The following is a 24,300-nucleotide window of genomic DNA, read 5'->3' as shown; positions in this document are numbered from 1 at the left end:
CACACCTGTGCAGCCGACACCGCGCACGCTCCGCCCGATCTCCCCACGACCTCCCGATTCCGGCGGTGACACTTTCCGCCCCGCGGACGCTCGGGCGGACCGGCCTGCTGTGCGGCCGGTCCGCCCGGCTGTTCGGCTACCCGGCTGTTCGACCACCCGGCCGTTCGACTGTCCCGCCGCCCGGTGCGCTCAGCGCGGGAACGCGCGCCGGGCCCGCCAGGTGGTGTGCTCCCGGGAGACGGCGTCCTCCGCCTCGGCGGCCAGCCTGGCCCAGCGCTGCTCGGCGTCCGGCACCCGGAGGTCCAGGTCGGAGAGCTGGTTGCCGACGTTCTCCAGCTCCCGCGCGGCCAGTTGGTACGCGGCGGCGAGCGGGCGCAGCTGCTTCAGCTGGGTCCAGGCGATCACCGCGGCGGCCGCCGCCGAGCTGGCGCCGAAGACGTGCACCGGCAGCGCGCCGACCGCCTGCGCGATCGCCGCCGCCGCACCGACGATGATCAGCGTCGCGACGCCCAGCCCCCAGGAGACCGCCTGCGACTCGCACGCCTCGGCCCGCGAGCGGTACCAGGTGCGCTGGCCCTCGACCCGGGTGCGTAGGTAGAACGTCCGGCGCGCGGTCAGGCTGTCGGCCCGGGTCCGCCGCATCTCCGGGGTGATCTCCGGGACGGTCCCCGGCGGCACGATCTCCGGGTCCTCGAAGGCGTGCAGCACGTCCTCCAGCTGGAGCAGGTAGCCGCGGTCCACCTCCCCGGACTCCGCCGGCCCGTCGAACGGCCGGGCCCGCATCGCGTACTTCCAGGCGAGCGTCTTGACCGACTCGGCCGCCGCGCGCGCCTCGTACCAGCGCCCCTGCGGGTTGCTCCGCCGCAGCCGCGACCAGAAGTACCCGGCGATCAGGAACGCCACGACGGAGAAGAGCGGCGTGATGTCGCTGTCCCCCCGGTGCTCCGGCCCGGGCAGCGAGCCCACCACCGCGGCGACCACCAGCATCGCGATGAGCCCGCGGTACCAGCGCAGCGTCTGCCGCTGGCCGTCCACCGACGCCCGGTCGGCCGTCCAGAACAGCTCCGGCAGCAGCTTCGCCTCGTCACCCACCGGCGGATCTTCCTGCACCATCGGTCGAGCCCCCTCCCCGTCTCCCGTCCAGGCAGTATGCCCACCGACAACTGCCCTACACGAGCGGGTTTTTGACGCGCTCTTTCCGCAGCTGACGGCCCGGCGGTGATTGCCCGGCGGGGCCGTAACCGCTATAAACGGTTACATGACCACCGTGCACTGGAAGCTCGTCGTCGACTGCGCCGACCCCCACGCCCAGGCCGCCTTCTGGGCCGCCGCCCTCGGCTACACCGTCGAGGACCACAGCGCCCTGATCGAGAACCTGCTCACGGCCGGAGCGATCACGCCCGACCTCGTCACCGAGGCAGGCGGTCGCCCCGCCTGGCGCACCCTGGCCGGCGTCCGCCACCCCGACGAGCCCTTCGACCCCGTCAGCGGCACCGGCCTCGGCCGCCGCCTGCTCTTCCAGGCCGTCCCCGAGGCGAAGACGGTGAAGAACCGCCTCCACCTCGACCTCCACCCCGGCCCGGACGCCCGCGACGCCATGGTCGAGAAGCTGACGGCCCTCGGCGCCACCGTGCAGCAGCACGTCGAACAGCCCGGCGGCGAGCACACCGTCATGGCCGATCCCGAGGGCAACGAGTTCTGCGTGCAGTAGCCGGCGGAACGCCGCGGGCCCTCCCCGCGCGGCGCGGGGAGGGCCCGGTGGAACGACGGCCGGCGCCGGCCTCAGCCGCGCGGGGTGAAGCCGCGCGGGCCCCGGCCCCCGGGGTCGTCCGGGTTGTCCGGGTCGTCCGGGTAGGTGGGGTCGATCCGCTCGTCCGGCGGCCGGGGCAGGAACGGGAGCCGGGGCATCCCCTCGGAGCGGGACCACGTCCGGTAGTCCGCCGCCCCTTCGTACAGCCGGCCCTGCCAGTAGCGCTCGGCCGGGCGGAAGTCGGGCGGCGGCACGTCGGCGACGGCGAGCAGGTCGAGCAGCATCCGCCCGGTCAGCGGCTCGTCCAGCTGCTGGGTCGCCTCCTCCGCGCCCCACCGGATCACGGTCTCCGCGGCCCGGGTCAGCCCCTCCGCACTGGCCGTCGGCAGAGCCAGGGCCAGCGCGGCCCGGACGATCTCGACGGCGTCCTCCGAGCGCATGCGTCACCGCCTCCTGTCACACACGATGCACACCCCGGTCCGTCCGGCGAACATGAGCACGATCCGGCCGGCGTTCTGCACCTGGCGCAGGCACTCGTGCCGGTCGAGGTGGGCGTACTGCTGGGTGGACATGAGGTCGCGGACGAAGACCTCCCAGTGGTCCTGGGCCCTCGTCCAGTCGTTGCGGTGCACCACCCGGACCCAGGAGTCGACGAACTCCTGCTGCGCGTAAGTCCCGTGGAAGTACGGGCCGAGGTCGTCGATCAGCCCCGGCAGCCGCAGGCGCCGGCTCAGTGGGCGGCGCCGGAACATGCTGTTGGTCGAGATCGCCTTCACGCTGCTGATCCGCTGCGCGATGATGTGGCCCGCGAACCCACCGATGATGGCCGGGACGAGCAGCCAGCCGAGCAGCGACGCCACCCAGAGCAGCACGTGGTCCGGCGCGTCGATCAGGGTGAAGACCTTGTAGACCGAGAGCGGACCGTCCGCCCGGGCCGCGCACACGAACAGGGCGCCCAGGAGCGCCGCCATGGGCAGGCCCCAGTCGATGATCCACTGCGTGGTCCCGCCGAGCGCCTTCCGCGAGCGCCACACCCGGCGCATCCGCCGCGACACCGCCTGCCGCCCGGCCGGAAGCTTCAGATGCCCCGGAACAGGAATGGGCCCGACGACCAACTGATCCCCCCGCCTGATCGGACGCCGACCCGGCACTCACCTCCCCAGCGAGGCCGTCGGCGTGGCCGATTCTGCCCCACCCCGCCCCCACCGTGCAGCAGGAACGCCAACTTCGTCACCGCCGCCCCGACCCGCCCCGCCACTGGTATCGAGGGCGACGACCACTCCGCCCCGGACCGCCCCCACCTCCTGACCCTCGGGACGGCGAAGGGCCGGGCGCTGCTGGACAGCCCGTCGAAGTCGGCGGCCGCCCACCTCGCCCTGCGCCGGAGCGCCTGGGCGGAGGGCCGGAAGGCCGGAGCGTACGAGCAGCAGAACGGGCCCTCTCCGGGTGGGAGAGGACCCGTTCGCGGTTCGGTCGGACGCCGTGAGCGCCGCGGTCCGCGCCGCTTCGATGGAGCAGAGAGCCGGGCATCGACCCCGGCGGAGAACTCCGAGGGCACCGGCCACCACCATCGTGGTGACCGACCAGAAGGGCACGGCCCACCGGCCCGGTGCGCCCCACCCCGGCGCATCGGCACAGGTGTGCGAACGTGCTATCCAGACCACATGGACGATCACGACAGGCCACTCCAGGACCCCGCCGACTGGGCGGCCGAGAACCGGAACTTCACCTCCGACATCCTCGACTCGGTCGGCGCACGGGCCGACCTGATGCAGACCGATCCCGGCGCCGCGATCCGGCTCCTCGGCGAACAGTTGGCCGGCCTCGGGCTGGACGACCCGGCCCGCCTGTCCGACAAGCACCGCATCCGGCTCTTCGCGATGCTGATGGCCGTGGTCGGCGAGTACCTGTACTGCGTCCACCGCGTCCGGTGGGCCTGGCTCGGCGACGGAACCCCACCGCTCGGAGGCCGCTGGGTGGTCTCCGCCCTCCCCGGCCCGGCCGACCGGTGGCCCACCATGGTCGATGTCCCGGGCCTGTGCATGGACGCGCTGGCATCCTCCGCGCCGGTCCGGCCGGCCGATCTGGTCAACCGCGCCGAGGAGCTCGCCGGGCTGCGGATCTCCCCCTTCTGAGACGCCCGCGGCCCCGCACCGGCCGGAAGCGGTGCGGGGCCGCCGGAGGGCATCGATGGCTCAGAGCAGGCCGAGGGCCGGCATCAGGTAGTAGAAGGCGAAGACCGCCGAGACCGCGTACATCGCGATCGGGACCTCACGGCCGCGGCCGGCGGCGAGGCGCAGGATGCTGAAGGCGATGAAGCCGAAGCCGATGCCGTTGGTGATGGAAGCCACCATCGTCTTGGGTGGTAAGTCGGCATGGCTGCATTCTCACCGCGCCGCTTCGGGGGGCGCACAGAGCTGGACATCGACCCTGACCAGCTGGTTTGGATCCTGTACGCCCGCGAGTCGGAGGACTCCGAGGGCACCGGCGAGCAGGTCGAGAACCAGATGGAGGACCTCCGCGCCGAGGTAGCCGGCATCGGCGGCCGGGTGAAGCGCGAGGAGCTGGAGAATGACACCTCCGCCTTCAAGGGCGCGCGCGGCGCGCCAGCGCGCGGCCCGGCCGCTCGCCGCCACACCTGCCTCCGCCCCGCCCCGCTCCGGCGGCGGCTGGCCGCGCCAGGCGTCGGACCGAAAGGAGATGGGCTGAGGCCACTACCGGCCGTGGCTGGTGGCGGGCGGCGCACGTGCTCTGCTCAGGCCCCTCCGGGGCCACAACACGACTAAGCCCCAGGTCACCGACCTGGGGCTAGCCATTCATAAACTCAGGACAGGAGAGGTCCAACCACGTAGTCAGTCAAGCCCGTTGCGACTGTCTCCAAAAGCGCGATCAAGCCATTCCGGGTACCATTATTAATGTTCATAGTGAACTCCTTTCGTTTGCAGTTACGTTGCGGACTCAGATTTGTCACTTCTTCAGGACCTGAATCAATATCCGTAGCGCGACTACAGTCGAAACGAGCATGACTACTAACCAGGGAGGAATCGAACCTCCCACTCCGTCCCCTGACCTCAGTTGACGAGTGATCAGATCATAGCAGCTGGAAGCCGGTTGATGCCCTGCATGCCACTGTCGTGCCAGACTGCACTGTGCGCCACGGTCAGCAGGAGCGAGCCCGGGATGGGAGCCCGGTCAAGCGCGCTGCCATCTGCCCAGGTGGCAGCACACAAGCCTCCACCGTCCTCCGGAGGCGGTTGTGGGCGTTCACCCGCTGGCCGTTGGTCCTGACTTGTAGCCTGCTGGCACGGCGATCCCACGCGAGCCGAGCGGCCGGCCTCTGGCCCTCTACACCATTAGTCTCGAAGCGGCGCTGGACTATGTGGAGGAGGCACTGGCTGAGGGGCTTACCGTCGAGATCGTCGACATGGATCTGCGTGACACTGTGACGTATCGCAGCCTCCAGGAGTCCCCAGTTCTCGCCACGTTCTGGAAGGTGAAGGTGAGCACGGGTGCGAGCGCGAGGGGTCTTCGATCCCGTTCGGCGCGCCACGTTCTGCAAGCGCTGGACCAGTTGACGCCCGAGCAGTACGGAGCCATTCATGCCGAGGATCTTGCGACAGTCTCTCGCAGCGTCTACTCCTCCGACTGCGGCCCAAGTTGAGTCGTCTCGTTTGGCAGCACGTGCCCCAGGTGTGCCCCAAGAGGCGGATACAGGCGGTAAGTTACGGTCAGCACCGGCTTGGTGAGCCAGGGTTCCGGCTTGCCAAAGCCGCAGGGCAGGTCCCATTTTAGGGTAAGTAGTTGGCGAGCTTCCCAAGCTCAGAGCGTGCCCGGCGTAACTTGACGTCAGCCATTGAGACTCCACCACCCGCGCGCTGAGCGGCGGCTCGTCTCTCATCTCTGGTGAACCAGCGAGATCAGGCCAATTCGGAGCCAGTCTCACCTCGCAGGATCTCGCAGTAGCTAGAAGCGTCGCAATGCGTCGTACTGGTATGGCGGTGCTTGGGCGTTACGGTTTCGCTGCGACTACCAGCTTAAACGCCCCTCTGGGGCCTCTGAACTGGGGATTCTCTATTGCGCGCGCAATAGAGAATCCGCGCGGCGGCCTGTAACGACCGCATGGGTGCGGCTAGCGGGTGGGGTCCGTTAACGTTCAGATCGCGCCGCTAACAGGCCGCAAGTCTTCAACAAAGAGAACGTCGCCCCCGTGGCTGGTAACCGGTGGGGGGCGACGCATGCCCAAGAGGAGCACTCCAGCCTCAAGCGGGTCAACAGCGATCATGTGTCAGCTATACCAAAGACAGGCATGTTGAGTCAAAGGTTTATGGCTTGCTGCTACACGTGCGGATGCCTAGCTCGGCGAAGGCCAGACCTGGACATTGAACAAGAATTCCTCTTATGCCTTCTTGTCGAGCTTCAGAAAGGCAGGCTTCCCGTGTCTAACTGCGCTGCAACGGGCGCGCACCTCGACGGCCAGCCACGGACGCTCGGGGACCGTCCGGGCAGGTTAGTGGCACTACCGGCCGAGGTCAGGTAAATGCCCAGGTTGCTTCGGGATGAAGAGGCCAATCGGCCGGTGCCAGTGCATGCTTTCGCAAGTGCTGGCCCCGGCCGTCAGGCTGACTCGCGGCGGACGTGTGCGGCCAGGCAGAGCAGTTCTTCCAGGCTCAGCCAGCCTTCGGCTACGCCCTCCAGGCGGACCACCGGGCCGCCGCGCGCGTCGGTGTCTGCGATCGCCCGCAGGTGTGAGCGCCCCACCCCGCACGCGGCCAGCAGTTCGTTCAGGCCGTCCGCAGTCTGCCGGCGGCGCGCCAGCCGGCCGCGTAGTCGACTCCCGGAAGCCACGCCCACGAGTCCGGGTCGAGATCCGCCGCCGACTCCGCACAGAAGTCGTCGTCCCCGTGCAACAGCCTCTCAACTCCCTTGATCTACAACCGAACCGGCTCATCCGTGCACAGACATGCCGAGGAGCCCGATACCATCGGCACCGGGTTCCGACCCACCGGACCACCCCATCCCCGCCAAGGTCTCGGGTGGTCCGGCACGTCTTCAGTTGTCGCTGATCAAGTGGGCCGTCCGCGCCGCCGCCTCAGGAGGACGACTCGGGGCCGGCGGGGTACAGCTTGATCGCGTGGCAGGTCAGCCCAAGGAAAACCAGCGACCGCACCTGCCCGTAGGTCGCCAGTTGGTGACCGATCCGCTGCACCGCCGACGGGCCGAAGAGGTCGTCGAAGTAATGGTGTTGGTTCGTGCCGAGCGGCAGTGGCCGCAGCGCCTCCCGAAGGGCCGACAGCGCGGTTGTCAGTTGGGAGAAGTGCGCAGGCCCCGTGATTCCCTGAATCTCCACCGTCACCGGGTACGGGTAGGGCGAGGCCCCTTCGATCCCCGACGGATTGTGCTCTCGAAGCGCCATCAGGCCTCCACCTCGCCCGGGCGACGCGGGTGCCATCGGTGGACGGCGAACATGCGGCCGTTGACGACGATGAGCCGCACCGCCGCCGCGTGCAACAGCCCGCCGCCGCAGTAGTGGCACCTCGTCACTGCCACCCCGGACGCGCGGATGATGATGCTCATCGCGCACCACCTTCCGGGCCCACGAGCGCCCAGACGATCTTTCCGATGCCGCCCGGCCGAGGGACGCAGCCCCACTCCAGGGACAACGCCTCCACCAGGTTCAGACCGCGGCCCGACGAGTCGTCCTGCCCGGTCACGCGGCGGATCGCCGGCTTCTCGCTGCTCGCGTCGTGCACCTCGATGCGGAGGTGGCCGTGCAGCATCTCAAAGCGGACGGCGATCTCCCGTCCGGGTGAAACCCTCGCGTGCACAACCGCGTTCGACACCAACTCGCCGAGGACCAGCTGACCGTCCTCCACGAGAGCCGCCCCGTCGGGAGTCGCGTGGAGGAACTCGCGGAGGTGGTTCCGGGCAACCCCGGACGATCGCCGGTGTCGCGCGAGCACGACCTTGAACACTGCGATCCCGCCGGACGACCTGTGGTGTTCGATACTGCCCCGAGGCGCTCCCGTGCTGATCACGTGCACCGCCCTCCCGATGCCGATGAAGGCGGGATCTGGATGATCCGGCCCGGACACCAGATTGGCGAGGGAGGGGTTGCCGAACGTACCCAAGGTGATTACCCAACGTGGGTAAACTCACAGTCAATCAACTTCCTTGCAGTGGACGTCGATCCCCAGCGGGGGGCAGAAGTGACCGAGGCTCGCGTTCCGGACCGGCTCCCGCCGGGACTGCTCTCCAACCCGGAGATGATCACCGCATGCCGACAGCGAGATTTCGGCGCGGTGTTCAAGTTGGTCAAGCTTGCCGGGATCTATCCCTCGCTCATCGCCCGGGCCTGCGACATGACGCCGAGCCGAGTCGGCGAGGTGACGTCCGGGAGGCGGTCCATCGAGAAGATCGACCTCATCGAGCGGATCGCGGACGGCCTCCACATTCCCGGCCACATGCTCGGGCTTGCCGCCCGTCCCTGGGAGCAGGACACGCCACCGCCACCGGCGAGACGCCGCGTGCCGGAGCCGGCCGACGGCAGACAAAGCCTCCGCGCGCCGATCGACCCCGAGTTCTTCGTCGGGCACCTGCGCGGCGTCATGCCTGGCCACTACAAGGCTGCGAACCTTCTCGGTTCCCGCCACGCGCTCGACTCGGTCACCCGGAACGTGCAGCTGCTCGACCGCATCCAGGAGAACGCCGGCGGCCGGGCCAGGGACGAACTGCTGACCATCGGGGCCCGCACCGCAGAGTTCCTCGGCTGGCTGAGCCAGGATCTCGGCGACTTCGACCGGGCCGGCTACTGGTCGGACCGGGCGATGGAGTGGGCCCAGGAAACCGGCGACGACGTGATGGCGGCCTACCTGCTCTTCAGGAAGAGCAACCAGGCCACGGCGCGCCGCAACGCGCAACAAGCCGTCGGTCTCGCCCGCGCCGCACAGCGGGCACCCGGCGCGACCCCGCGCATCCGGGCCCTGGCCGCGCAGCAGGAGGCACAGGGGCACGCGATCATGAGCAATCCTCGCTTCGCCCAGACCAAGTTCGACGAGGCGCACGAGCTTGCCGCCACGCCGGACGACTCACACAGTGACGACGCACTCGATCTTGCCTACTGCACCCCGACCTACATCGAGATGCAGCGCGCCAACTGCCTGATCGAGCTCGGCGACCCGCGCAGAGCGGTGGACATGTTCGAGGCCGAGCTTCGCGTCCTGCCGCCGATCTACCGCAACGACCAGGGTGTCTACCTCTCCCGTCTGGCGCGTGCCTACGCGGTCTCCGACGAGCCGGAGCAGGCTGCCGCCGCTGCGGACCGGGCGTTGTCGATCGCCGTCGACACCGAGTCCGCCCGTGCCATGTCCGAGTTGTCCGCAGCCGGCCGAGCACTCCAGCGGTGGAGCGCCGTGCCCGAAGTGGTCACGTTCACCAGCCGATTGAGGTTGATGGCCACCACGGCCTCCTCTCGACCGCCGACCGCTTGATGGGAGAGGGTGACTCCATGGACGCACTGATCACGGCCGCCACCTCCGCAGACGAACGCCAACGCGGTGCCAAGATCGCCGTACTGCCCGTCGGAAGCTTCGAACAGCACGGCGCCCACCTCCCGCTGACCACCGACACCGTCGTGGCCGGCCTGATCGCCCAGCGGATCGCCACCGACTACGACCTGTTCCTCCTGCCACCCGTCACCGTGTCCTGCTCCCACGAGCACGCCCACATGCCGGGCACTGTCAGCATCAGCGCCGCGACCCTGTACGCGGTGGTCAACGACATCCGGAAGTCCCTCCAGGCATCCGGCGTCCCCAGTCTGCTCATCGTGAACGGCCACGGTGGCAACTACGTCCTCTCCAACGTCGTCCAGGAGTCCAACACCTCCGGCCCGAGCGTCGCCCTGTTCCCCGCCCGAGAGGACTGGCACCAGGCCCGCGACGCCGCAGGCCTGGAGAGCAGCAGCGCCGAGGACATGCACGGCGGCGAACTGGAGGTCTCCCTCCTCCGCCACGGTGCCCCGCACCTGATCCGCGACGGGATCGAGGGCGACGACCACTCCGCCCCGGACCGACCCCACCTCCTTACCCTCGGCATGGCCGGCTACACCGAGAACGGGATCATCGGCAGCCCGTCCCTCGGGACGGCGGGCAAGGGCCAGGCGCTGCTGGACAGCCTGTCGAAGTCGGCGGCCGCCCACCTCGCCCTGCTCCGGACCACCTGACCGGAGGGCCGGGATGCCGTGAGCCCTCCCCGCGTCGGGCGGGGAGGGCTCACGGAACGACCGCCGGAGGCGTCAGAGCAGGCCGAGGGCCGGCATCAGGTAGTAGAAGGCGAAGACCGCCGAGACCGCGTACATCGCGATCGGCACCTCCCGGCCACGGCCGGCGGCGAGGCGCAGGATGCAGAAGGAGATGAAGCCGAAGCCGATGCCGTTGGTGATGGAGTAGGTGAACGGCATCATCACGATGGTCAGGAACGCCGGGATCGCGATGGTGTAGTCGGCCCAGTCGATCTCCTGGATCGAGTTGGCCAGGATCAGGAAGCCGACGGCGACCAGGGCCGGGGTGGCGGCCTGGGCGGGGACCATGGTGGCGAGCGGGGTGAGGAAGAGCGCCACCACGAAGAGCAGGCCGGTGACGATCGAGGCGAAGCCGGTGCGGGCGCCCTCGCCGACGCCGGCGGTGGACTCGACGAAGCAGGTGTTGGCGGAGGCCGAGGTGGCACCGCCGGCAGCGGTGGCGATGCCGTCGACCATGAGGATCCTGTTGATGCCGGGCAGGTCGCCCTTCTCGTCCAGCAGGTGGGCCTCGTCGGCGACGCCGAGGATGGTGCCCATCGCGTCGAAGAAGCACGACATGAGCACCGTGAAGACGAAGAGCACGCCGGTGAGCGCGCCGACCTTCTCGAAGCCGCCGAACAGGCTGACCTGGCCGACCAGGCCGAAGTCGGGCGCGGCGACGGGGTTGCCGGGCCAGGCCGGGACGGTGAGGCCCCACTTCATGGCGGGGATGTCGGCCAGCTTGTCGATCACCAGGGCGAGGCCGGTCATCGCCACGATGGAGATCAGGATCGCCCCGGGGACCTTGCGGACGAGCAGCACGAGGGTGAGCAGCAGGCCGAGCACGAAGATCAGGACGGGCCAGCCCAGCAGGTGGCCGTTGCTGCCGAGCTGGAGCGGGACGGTGGTGTGGGCGGCGTCCGGGATGCGGCTGACGAAGCCGGAGTCGACCAGGCCGACCAGGCTGATGAAGAGGCCGATGCCGATCGCGATGGCCTTGCGCAGGCCGAGCGGGACGGCGTTCATGACCCGCTCGCGCAGGCCGGTGGCGACCAGGATCATGATCGCGAAGCCGGCCAGCACGACCATGCCCATGGCGTCCGGCCAGGTCATCTTGGGGGCGAGCTGGAGGGCGACGATGGTGTTGACGCCGAGGCCGGCGGCCAGGCCGATCGGGACGTTGCCGATCACGCCCATCAGCAGGGTGGTGAGCCCGGCGGTGAGTGCGGTGGCGGTGACCAGCTGGGCGCTGTCCAGGTGGGTGCCGTTCATGTCCGTGGCGCTGGCCAGGATGATCGGGTTGAGCACCAGGATGTAGGCCATGGTGAAGAAGGTGGCGATGCCGCCCCGGATCTCGCGCGGCAGGGTGGAGCCGCGCTCGCCGATGCGGAAGTAACGGTCCAGCGCGTTCACGGGGGGCTTCGGCGCGGGGGAGGGCTCGGGCGACTCGGTGGTCGGCTGGGCCACGGGCATGCGTGCGTCCTCTGGTGGGGGCTGAGGAGGGGGTGGCCGCCCGGAGCGACGGTGGCCGGGCGGGCCCGGTGGGACGGGCACGAACTCAGGCGTCCTGGGCATGGCGCGGCCAACCGGGTTTCTCAGTATGAATTCCCCGATCGCACGCACGCCATCTTCGCGCGTAGATCGATCATCGGGCGTTGCGGAGCGGAAGCATCCGGCGGTCCGGCCGGCTCCCCGCCCCGGCGCCGTGGCCGCCGCTCCGCCCCGGCGCCGTACGCTAGGGCCCATGCCGAAGACCCCGCTGCACCCCTCGCCCCCGCCGCTGGAGGCCAATGACGTCGCCATCGTCGGCGGCGGCACGGTGCTGTGGTTCGTCGCCTTCCTGGTGCTGCTCCCCTTCCAGGGCACGCTCTCCGACCACGGCCACGGCAGCTGGCCGTGGATCTGCCTGTCCGGCGCCGGCCTCGGCCTGATCGGCCTCTGGTACTGCCGCGCCCGCCGGGACGCGATCGCCCGCAGCCGCGCGGCCGCCGACGAGCCCGGCGAAGGCTCCGACGGCAGCTCCGACAACGGCTCCGACGGCACCCCCGGCACCGCGAACCGGGCCTCCGGCGGGAACGGCACGGGCCCGGCCACCCAGTCGGACTGAATAGTCCTTTAGTAGCACGCATCGGACATAAGGCGCCCGTAGAGTCGGTGCCATGACGCAGCCTGCGCAGCCCGCGGAAGAGACGCCCGGCGAACCGGAGCGCGACGGCGGCCGGTCCGACGGGGCCCACCCGCTCGGGCTGCTGCCCGGCCGGCGCGGCGGCCTCACCGCCGCCGAGGTCGCCGAGCGGGTGGCCCGCGGGGACGTCAACGACGTGCCGGTCCGGTCCAGCCGCTCCACCCGCGAGATCGTCCGGGCCAACGTCCTCACCAGGTTCAACGCGATCATCGGCGTGATGTTCGGCATCATCCTCGTCGTCGGCCCGATCCAGGACGGCCTGTTCGGCCTGGTCATCGTGGCCAACACGGCGATCGGCATCATCCAGGAGCTGCGTGCCAAGAAGACCCTCGACAGCCTGGCGCTGATCGGCGAGGCCCGGCCGCAGGTGCGCCGGGACGGCACCGTGCAGCAGATCCCCACCGGCGGGATCGTGCTGGACGACACCGTGCTGCTCGGCATCGGCGACAAGGTGATCGTCGACGGCGAGGTGACCGAGGCCGACGGCCTGGAGATCGACGAGTCACTCCTCACCGGTGAGCCCGATCCCGTTCTCAAGCAGCCCGGTGACCAGGTGATGTCCGGCAGCTTCGTGGTGGCCGGTGCGGGCGCGTTCACCGCCACCAAGGTCGGCCGCGAGGCCTACGCGGCGCAGCTCGCCGAGGAGGCCAGCCGGTTCACCCTGGTCAAGTCGGAGCTGCGCAGCGGTATCAACAGCATCCTGCGGTTCATCACCTGGCTGCTCGTCCCCACCGCGATCGGCCTGATCATCAGCCAGCTCGCCGTCGAGGGCAGGGACTGGAAGGAGGCCGTCCGCCGGATGGTGGCCGGCATCGTCCCGATGGTCCCCGAGGGCCTGGTGCTGCTGACCTCCGTCGCCTTCGCGATCGGCGTCGTCCGCCTCGGCCGCAAGCAGTGCCTCGTCCAGGAGCTGCCCGCGATCGAGGGGCTGGCCCGGGTGGACACCGTCTGCCTGGACAAGACCGGCACGCTGACCGAGGGCGGCATGGACGTGGTGGAGCTGCGCACCCTGCCGGAGGCCGCCGGGCCGGACGCGGCGGCCGGGGCCGACGCCACCGACGGCCGCCTGCGCCCGGACGCCCCGCTCGCCCGGCACCTGCTCACCGACCCGGCCGTCATCGAGCGGGCGCTCGGCGTGATGGCCGGCGCCGATGCCCGGCCCAACCCGTCGATGCAGGCCGTCATCGACGCCTACGGCAAGGGCGACGACTCCGGCGGCTGGCGGGTGATCGAGGCGATGCCGTTCTCCTCCGCCCGCAAGTGGAGCGGCGTGCAGCTGCTGGAGCCGCAGGGCGGCGAGGCGAGCTGGCTGCTCGGCGCGCCGGACGTGCTGCTGCCCGCCGGGCACCCCGCCCTCGACGAGGTGGACGAGCTGGGCGCCAAGGGCCTGCGGGTGCTGCTGCTGGGCCGCTCGCCCCTCCCGCTGGACGCCCCCGACCCGGCCGCGGGCCTGCGGCCGCTCGCCCTGGTGGTGCTCCAGCAGCGGCTGCGCGAGGACGCCGCCGACACCCTGCGCTACTTCGAGGGGCAGCAGGTGCAGGCCAAGGTGATCTCCGGCGACGCGGCCGTCTCGGTCGGCGCGGTCGCCGCGCACCTGGGCCTGCCCGGCGCCGACCACCCGCTGGACGCCCGCACGCTGCCCGCCGACCCGACCGAGTTCGCCGACACCGCCGAGCGGACCACCGTCTTCGGCCGGGTCACCCCGCAGCAGAAGCGCGAGCTGGTCGGTGCGCTGCAGTCGCGCGGGCACACCGTGGCGATGACCGGCGACGGCGTCAACGACGTCCTGGCACTCAAGGACGCCGACATCGGGGTGGCGATGGGCACCGGCAGCGACGCGACCCGGGCGGTCGCCCAGATCGTGCTGCTGAACGACTCCTTCGCCACCCTCCCCTCGGTGGTCGCCGAGGGCCGCCGGGTGATCGGCAACATCGAGCGGGTGGCCGGGCTCTTCCTGGTGAAGACGGTCTACTCGGTGCTGCTCGCCCTGCTGGTGATCTTCACCCACTCGCCGTACCCGTTCCTGCCCCGGCACTCGACGGTGCTCTCCACCCTCACCATCGGCATTCCGGCCTTCTTCCTGGCGCTGGCGCCCAACAACGAGCGGGCCCGGACCGGCTTCGTCCGCCGGGTGCTGCGGCTGGCGATCCCGGGCGGGATCATCGCGGGGACGGCCACCTTCACCGCGTACGCGCTGGCCCGGGCCGACCACGCCACCGATCTGGAGTCGGACACCAGCGTGGCCACCCTGACGCTGTTCCTGGTGGCGCTCTGGGTGCTGGCGATCGTGGCCCGCCCGTACAACTGGTGGCGGCTGCTGCTGATCGCCACCATGGGCGGGGCCTTCGCGCTGGTGCTGACGGTGCCCTGGCTCTCGGACTTCTTCGAGCTCTCGCTCTCCGGCACCCGGGACCCGTGGATCGGCGTCGGCATCGCGCTGATCGCCGGGCTCCTGCTGGAAGTGGTCTGGCGGGTCATGCGGCGGAAGCAGGATGATTGATCGCGACGGGGGGTGGGCCGGTTGGCACGCAGGGGTGGGGATCTGGAGGCGTTCACCGCCTTCCTCGGCGGGCTGCTCGCGGCCGGGCTGACCGGCCTGGCGCTGGTGGGCGTCAATGAGCTGGTCGCACCGGCACCGTGGCTGCGCAGGGCCGCGCCGCCGGGGCTGGTGACGGTCTGGCTGACCGTCACCGTCGGCCTCTACCTGCGGCTGCGCGCGGCCGCGGCGGCGGCGGCGGGCGGCCGCACCGGCACCGGCCGCCCGACCTGCCGGGTGGGCCCGCTGCCCGCGGCCGGGTACGACCGCCGGCCGGAGCGCCGGCCGCTCCGGCGGCCCGGCCGCAAGCCCGGGGGCCCGCTCAGCCCTCGAAGTCCCGGGCTGCGGAGAGCTCGTAGGCGCGGTCCGGCTCGGTGAGCGCGGCCAGCACCTCGAAGCGCCGGTGCCACTGACCGACCGACCAGGCCAGCCCGGCCGCCAGGCCCTCCGGGGTGGCGGCGTGCAGCAGCCCGGGAACGGGCGGCAGCTCGAACTCGTCGTCCTCGTCGGCGGCCTCGGCGGCCTCCGGGTCGTACGGCGCCTCCGGGGCGTCCGCCGCGGTGTCCCACCGCCAGTCCACGGCGGCCTCCTCACCGTCCGGGCCGACCACCAGCAGCTCCTCGTGCTCCTCGTACGCCACGGGGCAGCCGGGCAGCAGCTCGCGCACCACAGCGGGCACCCGGTGCAGCGTGCCCTCGGAGAGCACCCGGCCGCCGGCCACCTCACTGGCCAGCGAGACGTGCAGGCGCTCGGCGAGGTCGGCGGCCAGCGCGGGCGCGACCGGCAGCAGCGGGTACGAGTGCAGGAGCTGCACCAGGTCGGGGGCGTCGGCGACGACCGCCTCGGTGGCGTCCACCAGCACCGTGTGGGCCGGGCGACGGCCGGTCTCCCCGTCCAGCGGCGGCAGCGCCCGGACGACGTCCAGCGGGTCGATCCGCCCGGCGTCGACCCGGGCCAGCGCCGTGTGGATGCCGTGCAGCTGGCGGTGGCTCACCGCGGAGGCCGGGTCGGTGAGCCGGTCCAGCAGTTCGTCCGGTCCGTGCGGCTCGGCCAGCAGCGCGGTCAGCGTGGTGCGCACGCCCAGCGCGTGCAGGAACTGCTCGTCCAGCGTCGTCCGGGCCTCGTCGTAGAGGCCGCGCAGCAGCGGGTCGGCGCCGGCCGCCCGGAGGCCGGCCGGCTCGCGGCCGTCCAGCACCGGGTGGTCGCGCAGCCACCAGGCGGTGTACGGCGGCAGGTCGGTGTACGTGCCGTCGGGCAGCAGCGTGCGGACGGGGTTGACCACGGCGTCCCGGTACGGCGGGCGGGAGAGCGCGGCCAGCGCCTGCGGCCAGGCGTCGTCGTCCACCAGGTCGAGGTCGCGGACGGCCAGCAGCTCGGCGGCGACCGGCGGCACTCCCCCGCCGTCGGCCTCGTCGGCGTGCAGCGCCTCCAGGGCGTCCTCGGCCCATTCGGCCAGGCCGTCGGGGGCCTCGTCGAGCAGCCCGGTGGGGTGGCCGCCGGCCGCGCGGTCGGCGGGGACGGTCGGGTCGAGGCGCTCCAGGTCGTCCGGGTCGAGCACCACGTCCTCGGCGCGGACCAGCACGAAGTCGGCCAGCACGCCGGCGGCGGCGAGGACGTCCGGGCCCCAGCGGTCCAGCAGGTCGTCGTCGACCCAGCCGGCGTCGTCCTCCCGGGCGATCGCGGCGAGCGGGCTGTCGGGCAGCACGAGCTCGCCCGCCCGGGCCGGCTCGCCCTCGTCGTCGAGCAGCGCCAGCCGGGCCAGCCACGGGTGCGCGCCGACCGCCGGGGCGGCTGCCTTGACCAGGGAGAGGACGGAGTCGGCGAGGTCGACGGCGGCGTCCAGGTCGTCCTCGGCCAGCTCGTAGGAGCGGGCGACGGCGGCCCGCACCTCGGGCGTGTCGAGCACGCCGGCCGGGGTGGCGGTGCCGGCGCCGAGCTTGGCCAGCAGCGGGTGCGACGCCTCCGGGTGGGCCAGCCGCAGGTCGAGCAGGGCCAGCGCGCCGGCCAGTGAGCCGGGGTAGCCGGGGAAGGCCGCCCAGTCGGCGTCGTCGGAGGGCAGCAGGACGCGGCGCGGGCCGGTGACCGTCCGGCCGTCGGCCAGCGGCACCGGCAGGGCGCCGAGCGCCTCCGGGTCGGCCGCGCCGAGCGCCGCGTACAGGTTGCGCCACCAGGCCGGCTCGCGGTCCAGGCCGCCGAGCTGGTCGACCACCTCGGCCAGCGGCACCCGGCGCACGTTCAGCACCCGCAGCTCGGCCCGGCGCTCCAGGCCGGCCGGCAGCAGGCCCGGGAAGATCGGCGCCAGCGCCTCGACCACCGAGCCGTCCGCGCCCTCCAGCAGCGTGGCGTCCCGCGGGCGCAGTGCGGGCGTGCCCTGCTCGACCGGCGCCGGGTGCGGCAGGAACGGCGTGCCGGGCAGCCGGGAGAGGATCGCGGCGCGCAGCGCGTTGTCCAGCGCGCCCTGGCCGAGCGGGCCGGGCACCAGGCCGAGCGAGCCGAGGTCGGCGCCGCGGCTGCGCAGCAGGTCCGCGTAGGAGTCGGCGGCGCGTTCGGTGAGGAAGTCGGCGAGCGGGCCGGGGGCGACGTGCCGGCGGGTGGAGTCCAGCGGGTACGAAGCGATCAGCAGGGCGGGCAGGCCGAGCGGCTCGTCGCTGGGCGTCGGCGCGTGCAGCACCGGGGCGATCGCGGGCGCCTGCGGGGTGCCGTCGGCACCGACCGGGACGGCCCAGGTCACCGTCCAGTACGGGCGGGCGCGCTCCTCGGTGGGGCGGTCGGCGAGCAGCGCGGCGTCCAGGCGGCCGGAGGCGCCGGCGGTCTGCCAGACGGTGTGCCGCAGCCGGCCGTCGGCGTCGTCGGTGACGGTGACCTCGACGACGCCGTCCGGGCGGGGCTCGGCGGCGGACCGGGTGAGCGTGCGGGTGCCGTCCGGGGTCTCCACCACGACCTCGGACAGGCCGCCGAGGGTGAGCAGCAGCGCGTCGTCGATGCCGGCCAGCAGGCGGCGGGTGAGGTCCTCGGCGGCGGCGTCGCGCAGCGGCAGGACGACCACCGTGTCGTAACCCTCGGGCGCCGGTCCCTCGGCGGCGAACGGCAGGCGCAGCAGCGGCACGTGGCCGTCCCGGCGGCGCAGCTCCTCGCCCAGCGCGGACTGCGCCTCGGCCAGCGAGCGGGCCTCGCCGAGCGACCAGCGCACGCCGCCGCCCGCGCCGAGGACGGCGGGCTCGTCGGTGACGGCGAGGACGGCGGCGAAGCCGACGCCGAACCGGCCTACGGTGGGCTGCTCGTCCGCCCGCTTCGAGGAGGCGCGCAGGGTGGAGAGCGACTCCACGGCGGCGGCGTCCAGCGGGGCGCCGGTGTTGGCGGCGGCCAGCACACCGTCGGCCAGGGTGAGCCGCAGCCGGCCGGGGGCGCCGCCCGCGCGGGCCGCGGCGTCGGCGGCGTTCTGCGCCAACTCGACCACCAGGCGGTCGCGGTAGCCGCCGAGGGCGAGCTCCTCCTCGGCGTTGGCGTCCTCCCGGAACCGGGCCGGCGAGGCCGCCCAGGCGTCCAGCACCCGGCGGCGCAGCCCGGCGCTGCCGAAGTGGTCGGCGAGGTGCTCGTCCGTTCCGCTGCCGATGATCCGAGGTTCCACTGGACCTGCCGCCTTCCGCCGCCCTGTACTTCGTACGATGGGCATTCTTCCCTGCCCCGGCGCCCCCGGCGGACCGGGGTGGGGCCGCGTCCGTCCCGGGGCCGCTCCGGCGAACCCGGCAAGGGGGGAGTCCCATGGTGTCCGAGCACCCGAACGGGCCCGGCGGCCCGCCGCCGTCCGACCGCTCCTGGTTCGTCCTGGTCGAACGCGACTGGCGGGAGCACGGCGGCACCGACCACCGCTGGCAGCTGACCGCGCCCAAGGAGGCGCCGCTGGGCCGGGATCAGGCGCTCGCCATGGCGGAGGAGGCGGCCCGCACGTACCTCCCGGGCGACAGCGGGCAGCCATCGGGGCGGCCGGGCCGCCGGATCTTCCGCCTCCCGGACGGCGGTTTCCTGGTCGAACTCCGCGACAGCGGCTGGCGGCGGCACTTCCGGGTCTCGGTCGGCGAGCTGGTCCACACCGAGGAGCCGGAGCAGCCGGCCGCGCGCCCGGAGCCGGCCCCCGCGCGGGGGCGGGGGCTGTTCGGCCGCCGCTGACCCGGCCGGGTGGCCGGCCGGCCGGGTCAGCGGCGGCCGGGCCGGCTCGGTTCAACCCCGCGCGCGGCGGCGGGCGGCCCGGCTCAGGAGTGGCCGAGCTCCTCGGCGGGGGCGTCCGGCTCGACCGAGCCGGAGGTGCGGTCGGGGTGCAGCTGGAGCGGCTCGACCACCAGCTCGTCCAGGATCAGCTCGGACGGCGCCGGCGGGGCCGGGATGACGGCCGCCTCGGAGTGGCCGCCGCAGCCGTAGGCGAAGGAGACGATCTGGCCGTCGGCCGGACCGAACTCGTTGCCGCAGACGCCGAAGGCCTGGCCGAGCGAGCCGCCGATCGGGACGAGGAAGCCGCAGCTGTTGCACGAGGCGGGGGCCGCCTGTGCCATCGGGGTCTGCGGGCCGTGGGCCTTCTCCCAGCGGTCCGCGGCGAGGTGCAGGCCGAGGCGCGAGAGCACCCGGCTGCGGCCCATGCCGAGCTCCTCGGCGATGGCGCTGATCCGGGCGCGGGCCGGGGCGACCTGCACGTTCGGGTCGCTGACCACCACGTCCTCGTCGGCCATCGCCGCCACGGAGTTCGGCGCCGGCTCGTCCTCGCCGGTCCAGCCCGGCTCCAGGCGCACGTCGTCGGCGTCGGTGGGCAGCAGGTCGCCCGGGCCCATGTCGCCGGGGCGCAGCCGCTCGCTCCACGGCACCCACTGCGGGGCGAGGACGGCGTCGGGGCCGGGCAGCAGTACGACCTCGTCCAGGGTGACGTTCTTGGCCCGCGGGGCGCGGGCGACGGTGACCGCCCAGTGCCAGCCGCGGTAGGCGGCGTCGAGGCACTCGAAGGTGTGGGTGGCGACGCGGTCCGCGTCCGCCTGGACACCGAGGTGTGCACCGACGGTCGCTGCTCCGACCGCCTCGTCCGCTGCCTGCCTGGCGAGTTCGACGGCCTCGGCACAGAGCCGATCGGGGGTACGGCTTCGCATCGCAGCACTCACGGCGTCGATTCTCTCCCAGTTCTTCTGTTGCCCACGGCGTGTTGCCTGTTCCGTCGCGGCTCGGTGTCCCTCGTCCATTCTGCGCGACCGCGGGCCGCCTCGGATACCGGCCGCGCCGCTCGTCCGGTTCCGTCCGGCGCCCGGCCGGCCTCGGGGCGGACCCTGGGCAGGCTACCCGCCGGTCGGCCACCGGGCACAGTCCGGGGCGGTGGTCGGCACCCTCGGGCACCGTACCGACTGCCGGAACGGCCGCGCCGAGCGAAGCGGAATCCCGCGTCGCGGTCACGATTCTGGGGCAGGATGGGCTTGTGGCGGACGAAATCCCGTCGCAGCACGCACTGCGTGCCTCACAGGCCGACGGAAGCTCCGACGGAAGCTCCGACGAGGCGAACGCCGTGCCGCGACAACAGCCTCCGGTCCACGCTGCGGGCGAACCGCAGCCGATGGACGTCTCCGCTGCGCCCGCGGATCCGACCGAACACCCGGAACCCGCCGGACCCACTGCCGAATCCGCCGGACCCGCCGGACCCGCCACCGGGCACGCCGCGCACGCCGGACCCACCGGCCCCACGGAGCCCGCCGCACCGGCCCCCGCACCGGACTCTGTCACATCGGACGCCGCCGGGCAGGCACTCGCGCAGGAAGCACCGGCGCAGCAGGCGCTCACGGAGCAGGCCCTCGCCGCGGACGAGCGCGCCGGGGAGGAGTCCGCCGAGGACGAACCGCGCCGGAACTTCCTGGTCCGCACCGCCTCCGCCGCCGGCTCCCGCACCGGGAAGGTCGTGCACGGCACCGGCCGCCGGATCCGCCGGGCCACCTCCGCCGAGGGCGCCGGGGAGTCGGGCCTCGCCAAGCTGATCGAACTGCACGCGCTGAACTCGTTCGGCGACATGCTGATCACCGTCGCGCTGGCGTCCACCATCTTCTTCTCCGTCCCCACCGGCGAGGCCCGCGGCCGGGTGGCGCTCTACCTCCTGATCACCATGGCGCCGTTCGCGGTGCTCGCCCCGGTGATCGGCCCGCTGCTGGACCGGCTGCCGCACGGCCGCCGGGCCGCGATGGCGACGTCGATGCTGGCCCGCGCCGTCCTGGCCTGGACGATGGCCGGCACGGTGGCCGGCGGCGGGCTGGCGCTCTATCCGGAGGCGCTGGGCGTCCTGGTGGCGTCCAAGGCGTACGGGGTGGTGCGCAGCGTCGTGGTGCCCCGGCTGCTGCCGAGCCGGCTGTCGCTCGTGAAGGCGAACTCCCGGGTCACCCTGGCCGGGCTGCTGGCCACCATGGTGGCGGCCGGGGTGGGCGGGCTGCTGCACCTGGTGGGGCCGGGCTGGCCGCTGCGCGGCGCCTTCCTGGTGTTCGTGATCGGCACCCTGATGGCCTTCCACCTGCCGCACAAGGTGGACTCCGCCAAGGGCGAGCAGCGCGCCGTCCTGCACGCGGAGGCGCACGGCGGCGCCGCGGCGGCGGCCGGGCCGGACGGGGTGCCGGATGCCGCGGCGGGCCCGACCGCGGCTGCGGCTGCGGCTGCGGCCGGGCCGACGAGCGGCGCCACCGGCAGCACGACGAAGGACGGCAGGGCGCCGAAGGCCTCGCTGCGCACCGTCGGCCCCTCGGTGATCCTGGCGCTGCGGGCGATGTCGGCGCTGCGCTGGCTGGTCGGCTTCCTGGTGATGTTCCTGGCGTTCCTGCTCCGCGAGGACCCGATCGGCGGGCTCCAGCCGACCGTCGCCCTCGGCCTGGTCGCGCTGGCCGCCGGGACGGGCAACGCGCTGGGCTCCTTCCTCGGCTCCTGGCTGCGGACCCGGGGCTCCGAGGCGACGGTCACCGCGATGCTGCTGCTGGCCACCTGCGCGACGGCCGCCGCCGCGCTCTGGTACGGCGTGGTGACGGTGATCGTGGTCGCCGCGGCGTCCGGGGTGGCGGCCTCGCTGGGCAAGCTGGCGCTGGACGCGCTGATCCAGCGGGACGTCCCGGAGTCGGTGCGCACCTCCGCCTTCGCCCGCTCGGAGACGCTGCTCCAGCTCTCCTGGGTGGCCGGCGGCGCGGTCGGCATCGTGCTGCCGCTGGACGGCGCGCTGGGGCTCTGGGTGGCGGCCGGGGTGGTCGGTGCGGTGCTGCTCTGGACGGTCCGCTCGCTGTTCCGGGTGGGGCTGCGCGGCCGGGCGGCCGCCCCGCGCGTGGCGTAGCGCGGCGGGCGGCGGTTTTCGGCCACAACACGCGGTTGCCCACCCCCGCGTAGCGTGATCGGCAAAGCCCGGTAGCCTCTGACGCATGAGCCTCAGCACCCGTGTCATCGCCGCCGTCGGCGCCGTCGTCGTGATCGGCGCCGGCACGGTCGGTGCGTCCATCGCCGTCGCCTCGGGCAAGGAAGCCCCGAGCGACCACCGCGTGACCCTCACGGTCGGCACCTCCTCGATGGAGGAGAGCCCGTTCTGCTTCAACGACGGCAAGCCGCTGACCGAGGACCAGCAGCAGGAGTGCCAGGACAAGGCGAGCAAGGCCCTGGACGAGGGCAAGCTCCCGAAATCCGACGTGGTGAGCAGCGACCGGATCGGCGTCGGCGTGACCCCGACCGTGTCCGACCGCGGCTGGTGGGCCAACACCAACGGCGGCGGCCAGGCCTCCGGCGGCCGGTTCACCCTCGCCACCGCGGCCAAGAACACCACCTACTCCGGCTCGGTCTCCGCCTCCAAGGCGCTCAACGCCTCCGGCAAGACCCTCGTCACCGTGGTCGAGTCGGACCCGAAGCAGCCCGACGCGATCTACGGCGTCTGGTACTTCGAGCTGAACACCCAGGACTCCTGACGGCAGTCCGGTGACCGAACGGCTTTCCGGCGAGCAGCCGGCCCCCGAGCGGGGCCGGCTGCTCGTCGTCGTCGCGGTGGACGCCGAGGCGCAGGCGGTGCTGCGCGGCCTCACCGGGCCGGTGCGGGTACTGCCGCTGCCCGGCGGTGAGCTGCACCGCGCCGCGCACGCCTCGGGCGTGCCGGTGGACGTCCTGGCCGGCGGGGTCGGCCCGGCCGCCGCCGCTGCCGCCGCCTCGGCCGCGCTCGCCGCCCACCGGTACGACCTGGTCGTCTCGGCCGGCATCGCGGGCGGCTTCGCCCCGCAGGCGCCGGTGGGCGCCACCGTCGTCGCCGCGGCCGTCGTCGCCGCCGACCTCGGTGCGCAGACGCCGGAGGGCTTCGCCGACGTCACCGAGCTGGGCTTCGGGACCGTCCGGCACACCCCCGCCCCGGCCGCCGTGGCGCTCGTCGCCGCCGCCCTGGGCGCCGTCACCGGCACCGTGCTGACCGTCTCCACGGTGACCGGCAGCGCCGAACGCGCCGCCGCGCTGTCCGCCCGCCACCCCGACGCGGTGGCCGAGGCGATGGAGGGCTTCGGCGTGGCCGAGGCCGCCGCCCGTTACGGCGTGCCGGCCTTCGAACTGCGCACCGTCTCCAACCCGGTGGGCCCGCGCGACCGGGCCGCCTGGCGGATCGGCGAGGCGCTGGCCGCCCTGGAACGGGCCTTCGCCGCGCTGCCCTGTCCGGAGTTCCTGAAGGAGGCCCGCCGTGGCTGAACCGCTGAGCATCGCCCACTCGCCCTGCCCGAACGACACCTTCGTCTTCCACGCCTGGACGCACGGCCTGGTGCCCGGCGCGGACGCCCCCGAGGTCACCTTCGCGGACATCGACGTCACCAACGGCCTGGCCGAGCGCGGCGAGCTGGACGTCCTCAAGGTCAGCTACGCCGCCCTGCCCTGGGTGCTGGACGAGTACGCGCTGCTGCCCTGCGGCGGTGCGCTCGGGCGCGGCTGCGGCCCGCTGGTGCTGACCCGCCCGGACACCGGCGGCGACCTGACCGGCCGGACCGTCGCCGTGCCGTCCGAGCGGTCCACCGCCTACCTGCTGTTCCGGCTCTGGGCGGCCACGGCGGTGCCCGGCGGGTTCGGCGAGATCGTCGTCCTGCCGTTCCACGAGATCATGCCCGCCGTCCGGGACGGCCGGGTGGACGCCGGCCTGGTGATCCACGAGGCCCGCTTCACCTACCGGCAGTACGGGCTGGAGTGCCTCGCGGACATGGGCGAGGCCTGGGAGCGGGAGACCGGCCTGCCGATCCCGCTCGGGGCGATCATCGCGAAGCGCTCGCTCGGCGCCGAGCGGCTGCACGCGATCGGCGAGGCGATCCGCGCCTCCGTCCGGCAGGCCTGGGCGGATCCGGAGGCCGGCCGCGCGTACGTGCTGGAGCACGCCCAGGAGATGGACCCGGCCGTCGCCGACCAGCACATCGGCCTCTACGTCAACGAGTTCACCGCGGACCTCGGCGAGGAGGGGTACGGCGCCGTACGGGCGCTGCTCACCCGGGCCGCCGCCGAGGGGCTGGTGCCCCCACTCGGCCCGGGTGCGCTGGACATCTGAGCCCGGCGGGGCCCGC

The 24,300-nt window shown here is 73.0% G+C and carries 23 protein-coding genes and 1 pseudogene; 12 read left to right on the top strand and 12 right to left on the bottom strand.

Translation table 11 applies throughout. The features are described from left to right. Positions 1–189: 189 nt before the first annotated feature. Complete coding sequence (locus OH807_RS23435) at positions 190–1,113, bottom strand: DUF4231 domain-containing protein (RefSeq protein WP_406202158.1); 924 nt, start codon at positions 1,111–1,113, stop codon at positions 190–192. Between the two features lie 145 nt (positions 1,114–1,258). Here OH807_RS23435 and OH807_RS23430 point away from each other — a divergent pair, with 145 nt between their 5' ends. Then, a complete protein-coding gene (locus tag OH807_RS23430) occupies positions 1,259–1,711 on the top strand; it encodes a VOC family protein (protein WP_406202156.1) in 453 nt (150 codons plus the stop codon). 71 nt (positions 1,712–1,782) lie between these two features. Here OH807_RS23430 and OH807_RS23425 read toward each other — a convergent pair whose 3' ends face one another. Beyond that, positions 1,783–2,190 (bottom strand): hypothetical protein, encoded by a 408-nt coding sequence (locus tag OH807_RS23425; RefSeq protein WP_406202155.1) that lies wholly within the window; start codon positions 2,188–2,190, stop codon positions 1,783–1,785. A 3-nt stretch (positions 2,191–2,193) separates the two neighbouring features. Then, positions 2,194–2,793: a DUF6313 family protein gene (locus OH807_RS23420; RefSeq protein ID WP_406202153.1), complete on the bottom strand. Its 600-nt coding sequence runs from the start codon at positions 2,791–2,793 to the stop codon at positions 2,194–2,196. Positions 2,794–3,414: 621 nt separating this feature from the next. Between OH807_RS23420 and OH807_RS23415 the strand changes: the two genes are divergently transcribed. Continuing rightward, positions 3,415–3,885, top strand: coding sequence for a hypothetical protein (locus OH807_RS23415; protein ID WP_406202151.1), 471 nt, complete (start codon positions 3,415–3,417; stop codon positions 3,883–3,885). A gap of 60 nt (positions 3,886–3,945) precedes the next feature. Here the strand turns inward: OH807_RS23415 and OH807_RS23410 are convergent. The 6 genes and pseudogenes from OH807_RS23410 to OH807_RS23385 form a co-directional block, all read right to left on the bottom strand. Beyond that, a pseudogene (locus tag OH807_RS23410) lies at positions 3,946–4,095 on the bottom strand (NCS2 family permease); the annotation flags it as partial. A gap of 42 nt (positions 4,096–4,137) precedes the next feature. Beyond that, a complete protein-coding gene (locus OH807_RS23405; RefSeq protein ID WP_406202149.1) occupies positions 4,138–4,386 on the bottom strand; it encodes a hypothetical protein in 249 nt (82 codons plus the stop codon). Between the two features lie 1,978 nt (positions 4,387–6,364). After that, a complete protein-coding gene (locus OH807_RS23400) occupies positions 6,365–6,595 on the bottom strand; it encodes a hypothetical protein (RefSeq protein WP_406202147.1) in 231 nt (76 codons plus the stop codon). Positions 6,596–6,839: 244 nt separating this feature from the next. Then, positions 6,840–7,163 carry a hypothetical protein gene (locus OH807_RS23395; protein ID WP_406202146.1) on the bottom strand — a complete coding sequence of 108 codons (324 nt, stop codon included), beginning with the start codon at positions 7,161–7,163 and terminating at the stop codon, positions 6,840–6,842. Then, complete coding sequence (locus tag OH807_RS23390; protein WP_406202144.1) at positions 7,163–7,324, bottom strand: hypothetical protein; 162 nt, start codon at positions 7,322–7,324, stop codon at positions 7,163–7,165. The genes OH807_RS23395 and OH807_RS23390 overlap by 1 nt, the downstream gene beginning before the upstream one ends. Then, positions 7,321–7,878 carry an ATP-binding protein gene (locus OH807_RS23385; protein WP_406202142.1) on the bottom strand — a complete coding sequence of 186 codons (558 nt, stop codon included), beginning with the start codon at positions 7,876–7,878 and terminating at the stop codon, positions 7,321–7,323. The genes OH807_RS23390 and OH807_RS23385 overlap by 4 nt, the downstream gene beginning before the upstream one ends. Before the next feature lie 48 nt (positions 7,879–7,926). Between OH807_RS23385 and OH807_RS23380 the strand changes: the two genes are divergently transcribed. Beyond that, positions 7,927–9,237, top strand: coding sequence for a hypothetical protein (locus OH807_RS23380; RefSeq protein ID WP_406202140.1), 1,311 nt, complete (start codon positions 7,927–7,929; stop codon positions 9,235–9,237). A 17-nt stretch (positions 9,238–9,254) separates the two neighbouring features. Continuing rightward, positions 9,255–9,968, top strand: coding sequence for a creatininase family protein (locus OH807_RS23375; RefSeq protein WP_406202139.1), 714 nt, complete (start codon positions 9,255–9,257; stop codon positions 9,966–9,968). 72 nt (positions 9,969–10,040) lie between these two features. Here the strand turns inward: OH807_RS23375 and OH807_RS23370 are convergent, their stop codons facing one another. Further along, on the bottom strand, positions 10,041–11,498 hold the full coding sequence (locus tag OH807_RS23370; RefSeq protein ID WP_406202137.1) for an NCS2 family permease: 1,458 nt from the start codon (positions 11,496–11,498) through the stop codon (positions 10,041–10,043). Positions 11,499–11,769: 271 nt separating this feature from the next. Between OH807_RS23370 and OH807_RS23365 the strand changes: the two genes are divergently transcribed. Genes OH807_RS23365 through OH807_RS23355 form a run of 3 tightly spaced genes read left to right on the top strand, consistent with a single transcriptional unit; the run spans position 11,770 to position 15,124 of the window. Then, positions 11,770–12,132 (top strand): DUF2530 domain-containing protein, encoded by a 363-nt coding sequence (locus tag OH807_RS23365; RefSeq protein WP_406202135.1) that lies wholly within the window; start codon positions 11,770–11,772, stop codon positions 12,130–12,132. A gap of 52 nt (positions 12,133–12,184) precedes the next feature. After that, complete coding sequence (locus OH807_RS23360) at positions 12,185–14,710, top strand: HAD-IC family P-type ATPase (RefSeq protein ID WP_406202132.1); 2,526 nt, start codon at positions 12,185–12,187, stop codon at positions 14,708–14,710. A 21-nt stretch (positions 14,711–14,731) separates the two neighbouring features. Then, positions 14,732–15,124, top strand: a complete 393-nt coding sequence (locus OH807_RS23355) for a hypothetical protein (RefSeq protein ID WP_406202129.1) — start codon at positions 14,732–14,734, stop codon at positions 15,122–15,124. Here OH807_RS23355 and OH807_RS23350 read toward each other — a convergent pair. Further along, positions 15,069–18,374, bottom strand: coding sequence for a sacsin N-terminal ATP-binding-like domain-containing protein (locus tag OH807_RS23350; protein WP_406202127.1), 3,306 nt, complete (start codon positions 18,372–18,374; stop codon positions 15,069–15,071). The genes OH807_RS23355 and OH807_RS23350 overlap by 56 nt on opposite strands. Before the next feature lie 134 nt (positions 18,375–18,508). Here OH807_RS23350 and OH807_RS23345 point away from each other — a divergent pair, with 134 nt between their 5' ends. Continuing rightward, a complete protein-coding gene (locus OH807_RS23345) occupies positions 18,509–18,913 on the top strand; it encodes a hypothetical protein (RefSeq protein WP_406202125.1) in 405 nt (134 codons plus the stop codon). A gap of 83 nt (positions 18,914–18,996) precedes the next feature. On the opposite strand, the gene OH807_RS23340 is transcribed toward OH807_RS23345, so the two are convergent. Then, positions 18,997–19,875, bottom strand: a complete 879-nt coding sequence (locus OH807_RS23340; protein WP_406211134.1) for a DUF3027 domain-containing protein — start codon at positions 19,873–19,875, stop codon at positions 18,997–18,999. Positions 19,876–20,330: 455 nt separating this feature from the next. Between OH807_RS23340 and OH807_RS23335 the strand changes: the two genes are divergently transcribed. The 4 genes from OH807_RS23335 (at position 20,331) to OH807_RS23320 (ending at position 24,284) form a co-directional block, all read left to right on the top strand. After that, positions 20,331–22,070, top strand: coding sequence for an MFS transporter (locus tag OH807_RS23335; protein ID WP_406202122.1), 1,740 nt, complete (start codon positions 20,331–20,333; stop codon positions 22,068–22,070). 85 nt (positions 22,071–22,155) lie between these two features. Further along, positions 22,156–22,689 carry a hypothetical protein gene (locus tag OH807_RS23330; protein WP_406202120.1) on the top strand — a complete coding sequence of 178 codons (534 nt, stop codon included), beginning with the start codon at positions 22,156–22,158 and terminating at the stop codon, positions 22,687–22,689. 10 nt (positions 22,690–22,699) lie between these two features. Then, entirely contained in the window at positions 22,700–23,446 is a 747-nt protein-coding gene (locus OH807_RS23325) for a futalosine hydrolase (protein WP_406202118.1), read from the top strand. Continuing rightward, complete coding sequence (locus OH807_RS23320; RefSeq protein WP_406202115.1) at positions 23,439–24,284, top strand: 1,4-dihydroxy-6-naphthoate synthase; 846 nt, start codon at positions 23,439–23,441, stop codon at positions 24,282–24,284. Before OH807_RS23325 ends, OH807_RS23320 begins: the two co-directional genes overlap by 8 nt. Positions 24,285–24,300 lie beyond the last annotated feature (16 nt).

The sequence above is a fragment of the Kitasatospora sp. NBC_01560 genome, assembly GCF_045208415.1.
Taxonomy (GTDB): Bacteria; Actinomycetota; Actinomycetes; order Streptomycetales; family Streptomycetaceae; genus Kitasatospora.
The sequence above is the reverse complement of the archived record's forward strand: the minus strand, read 5'-3'. Positions and strand labels throughout refer to the sequence as shown.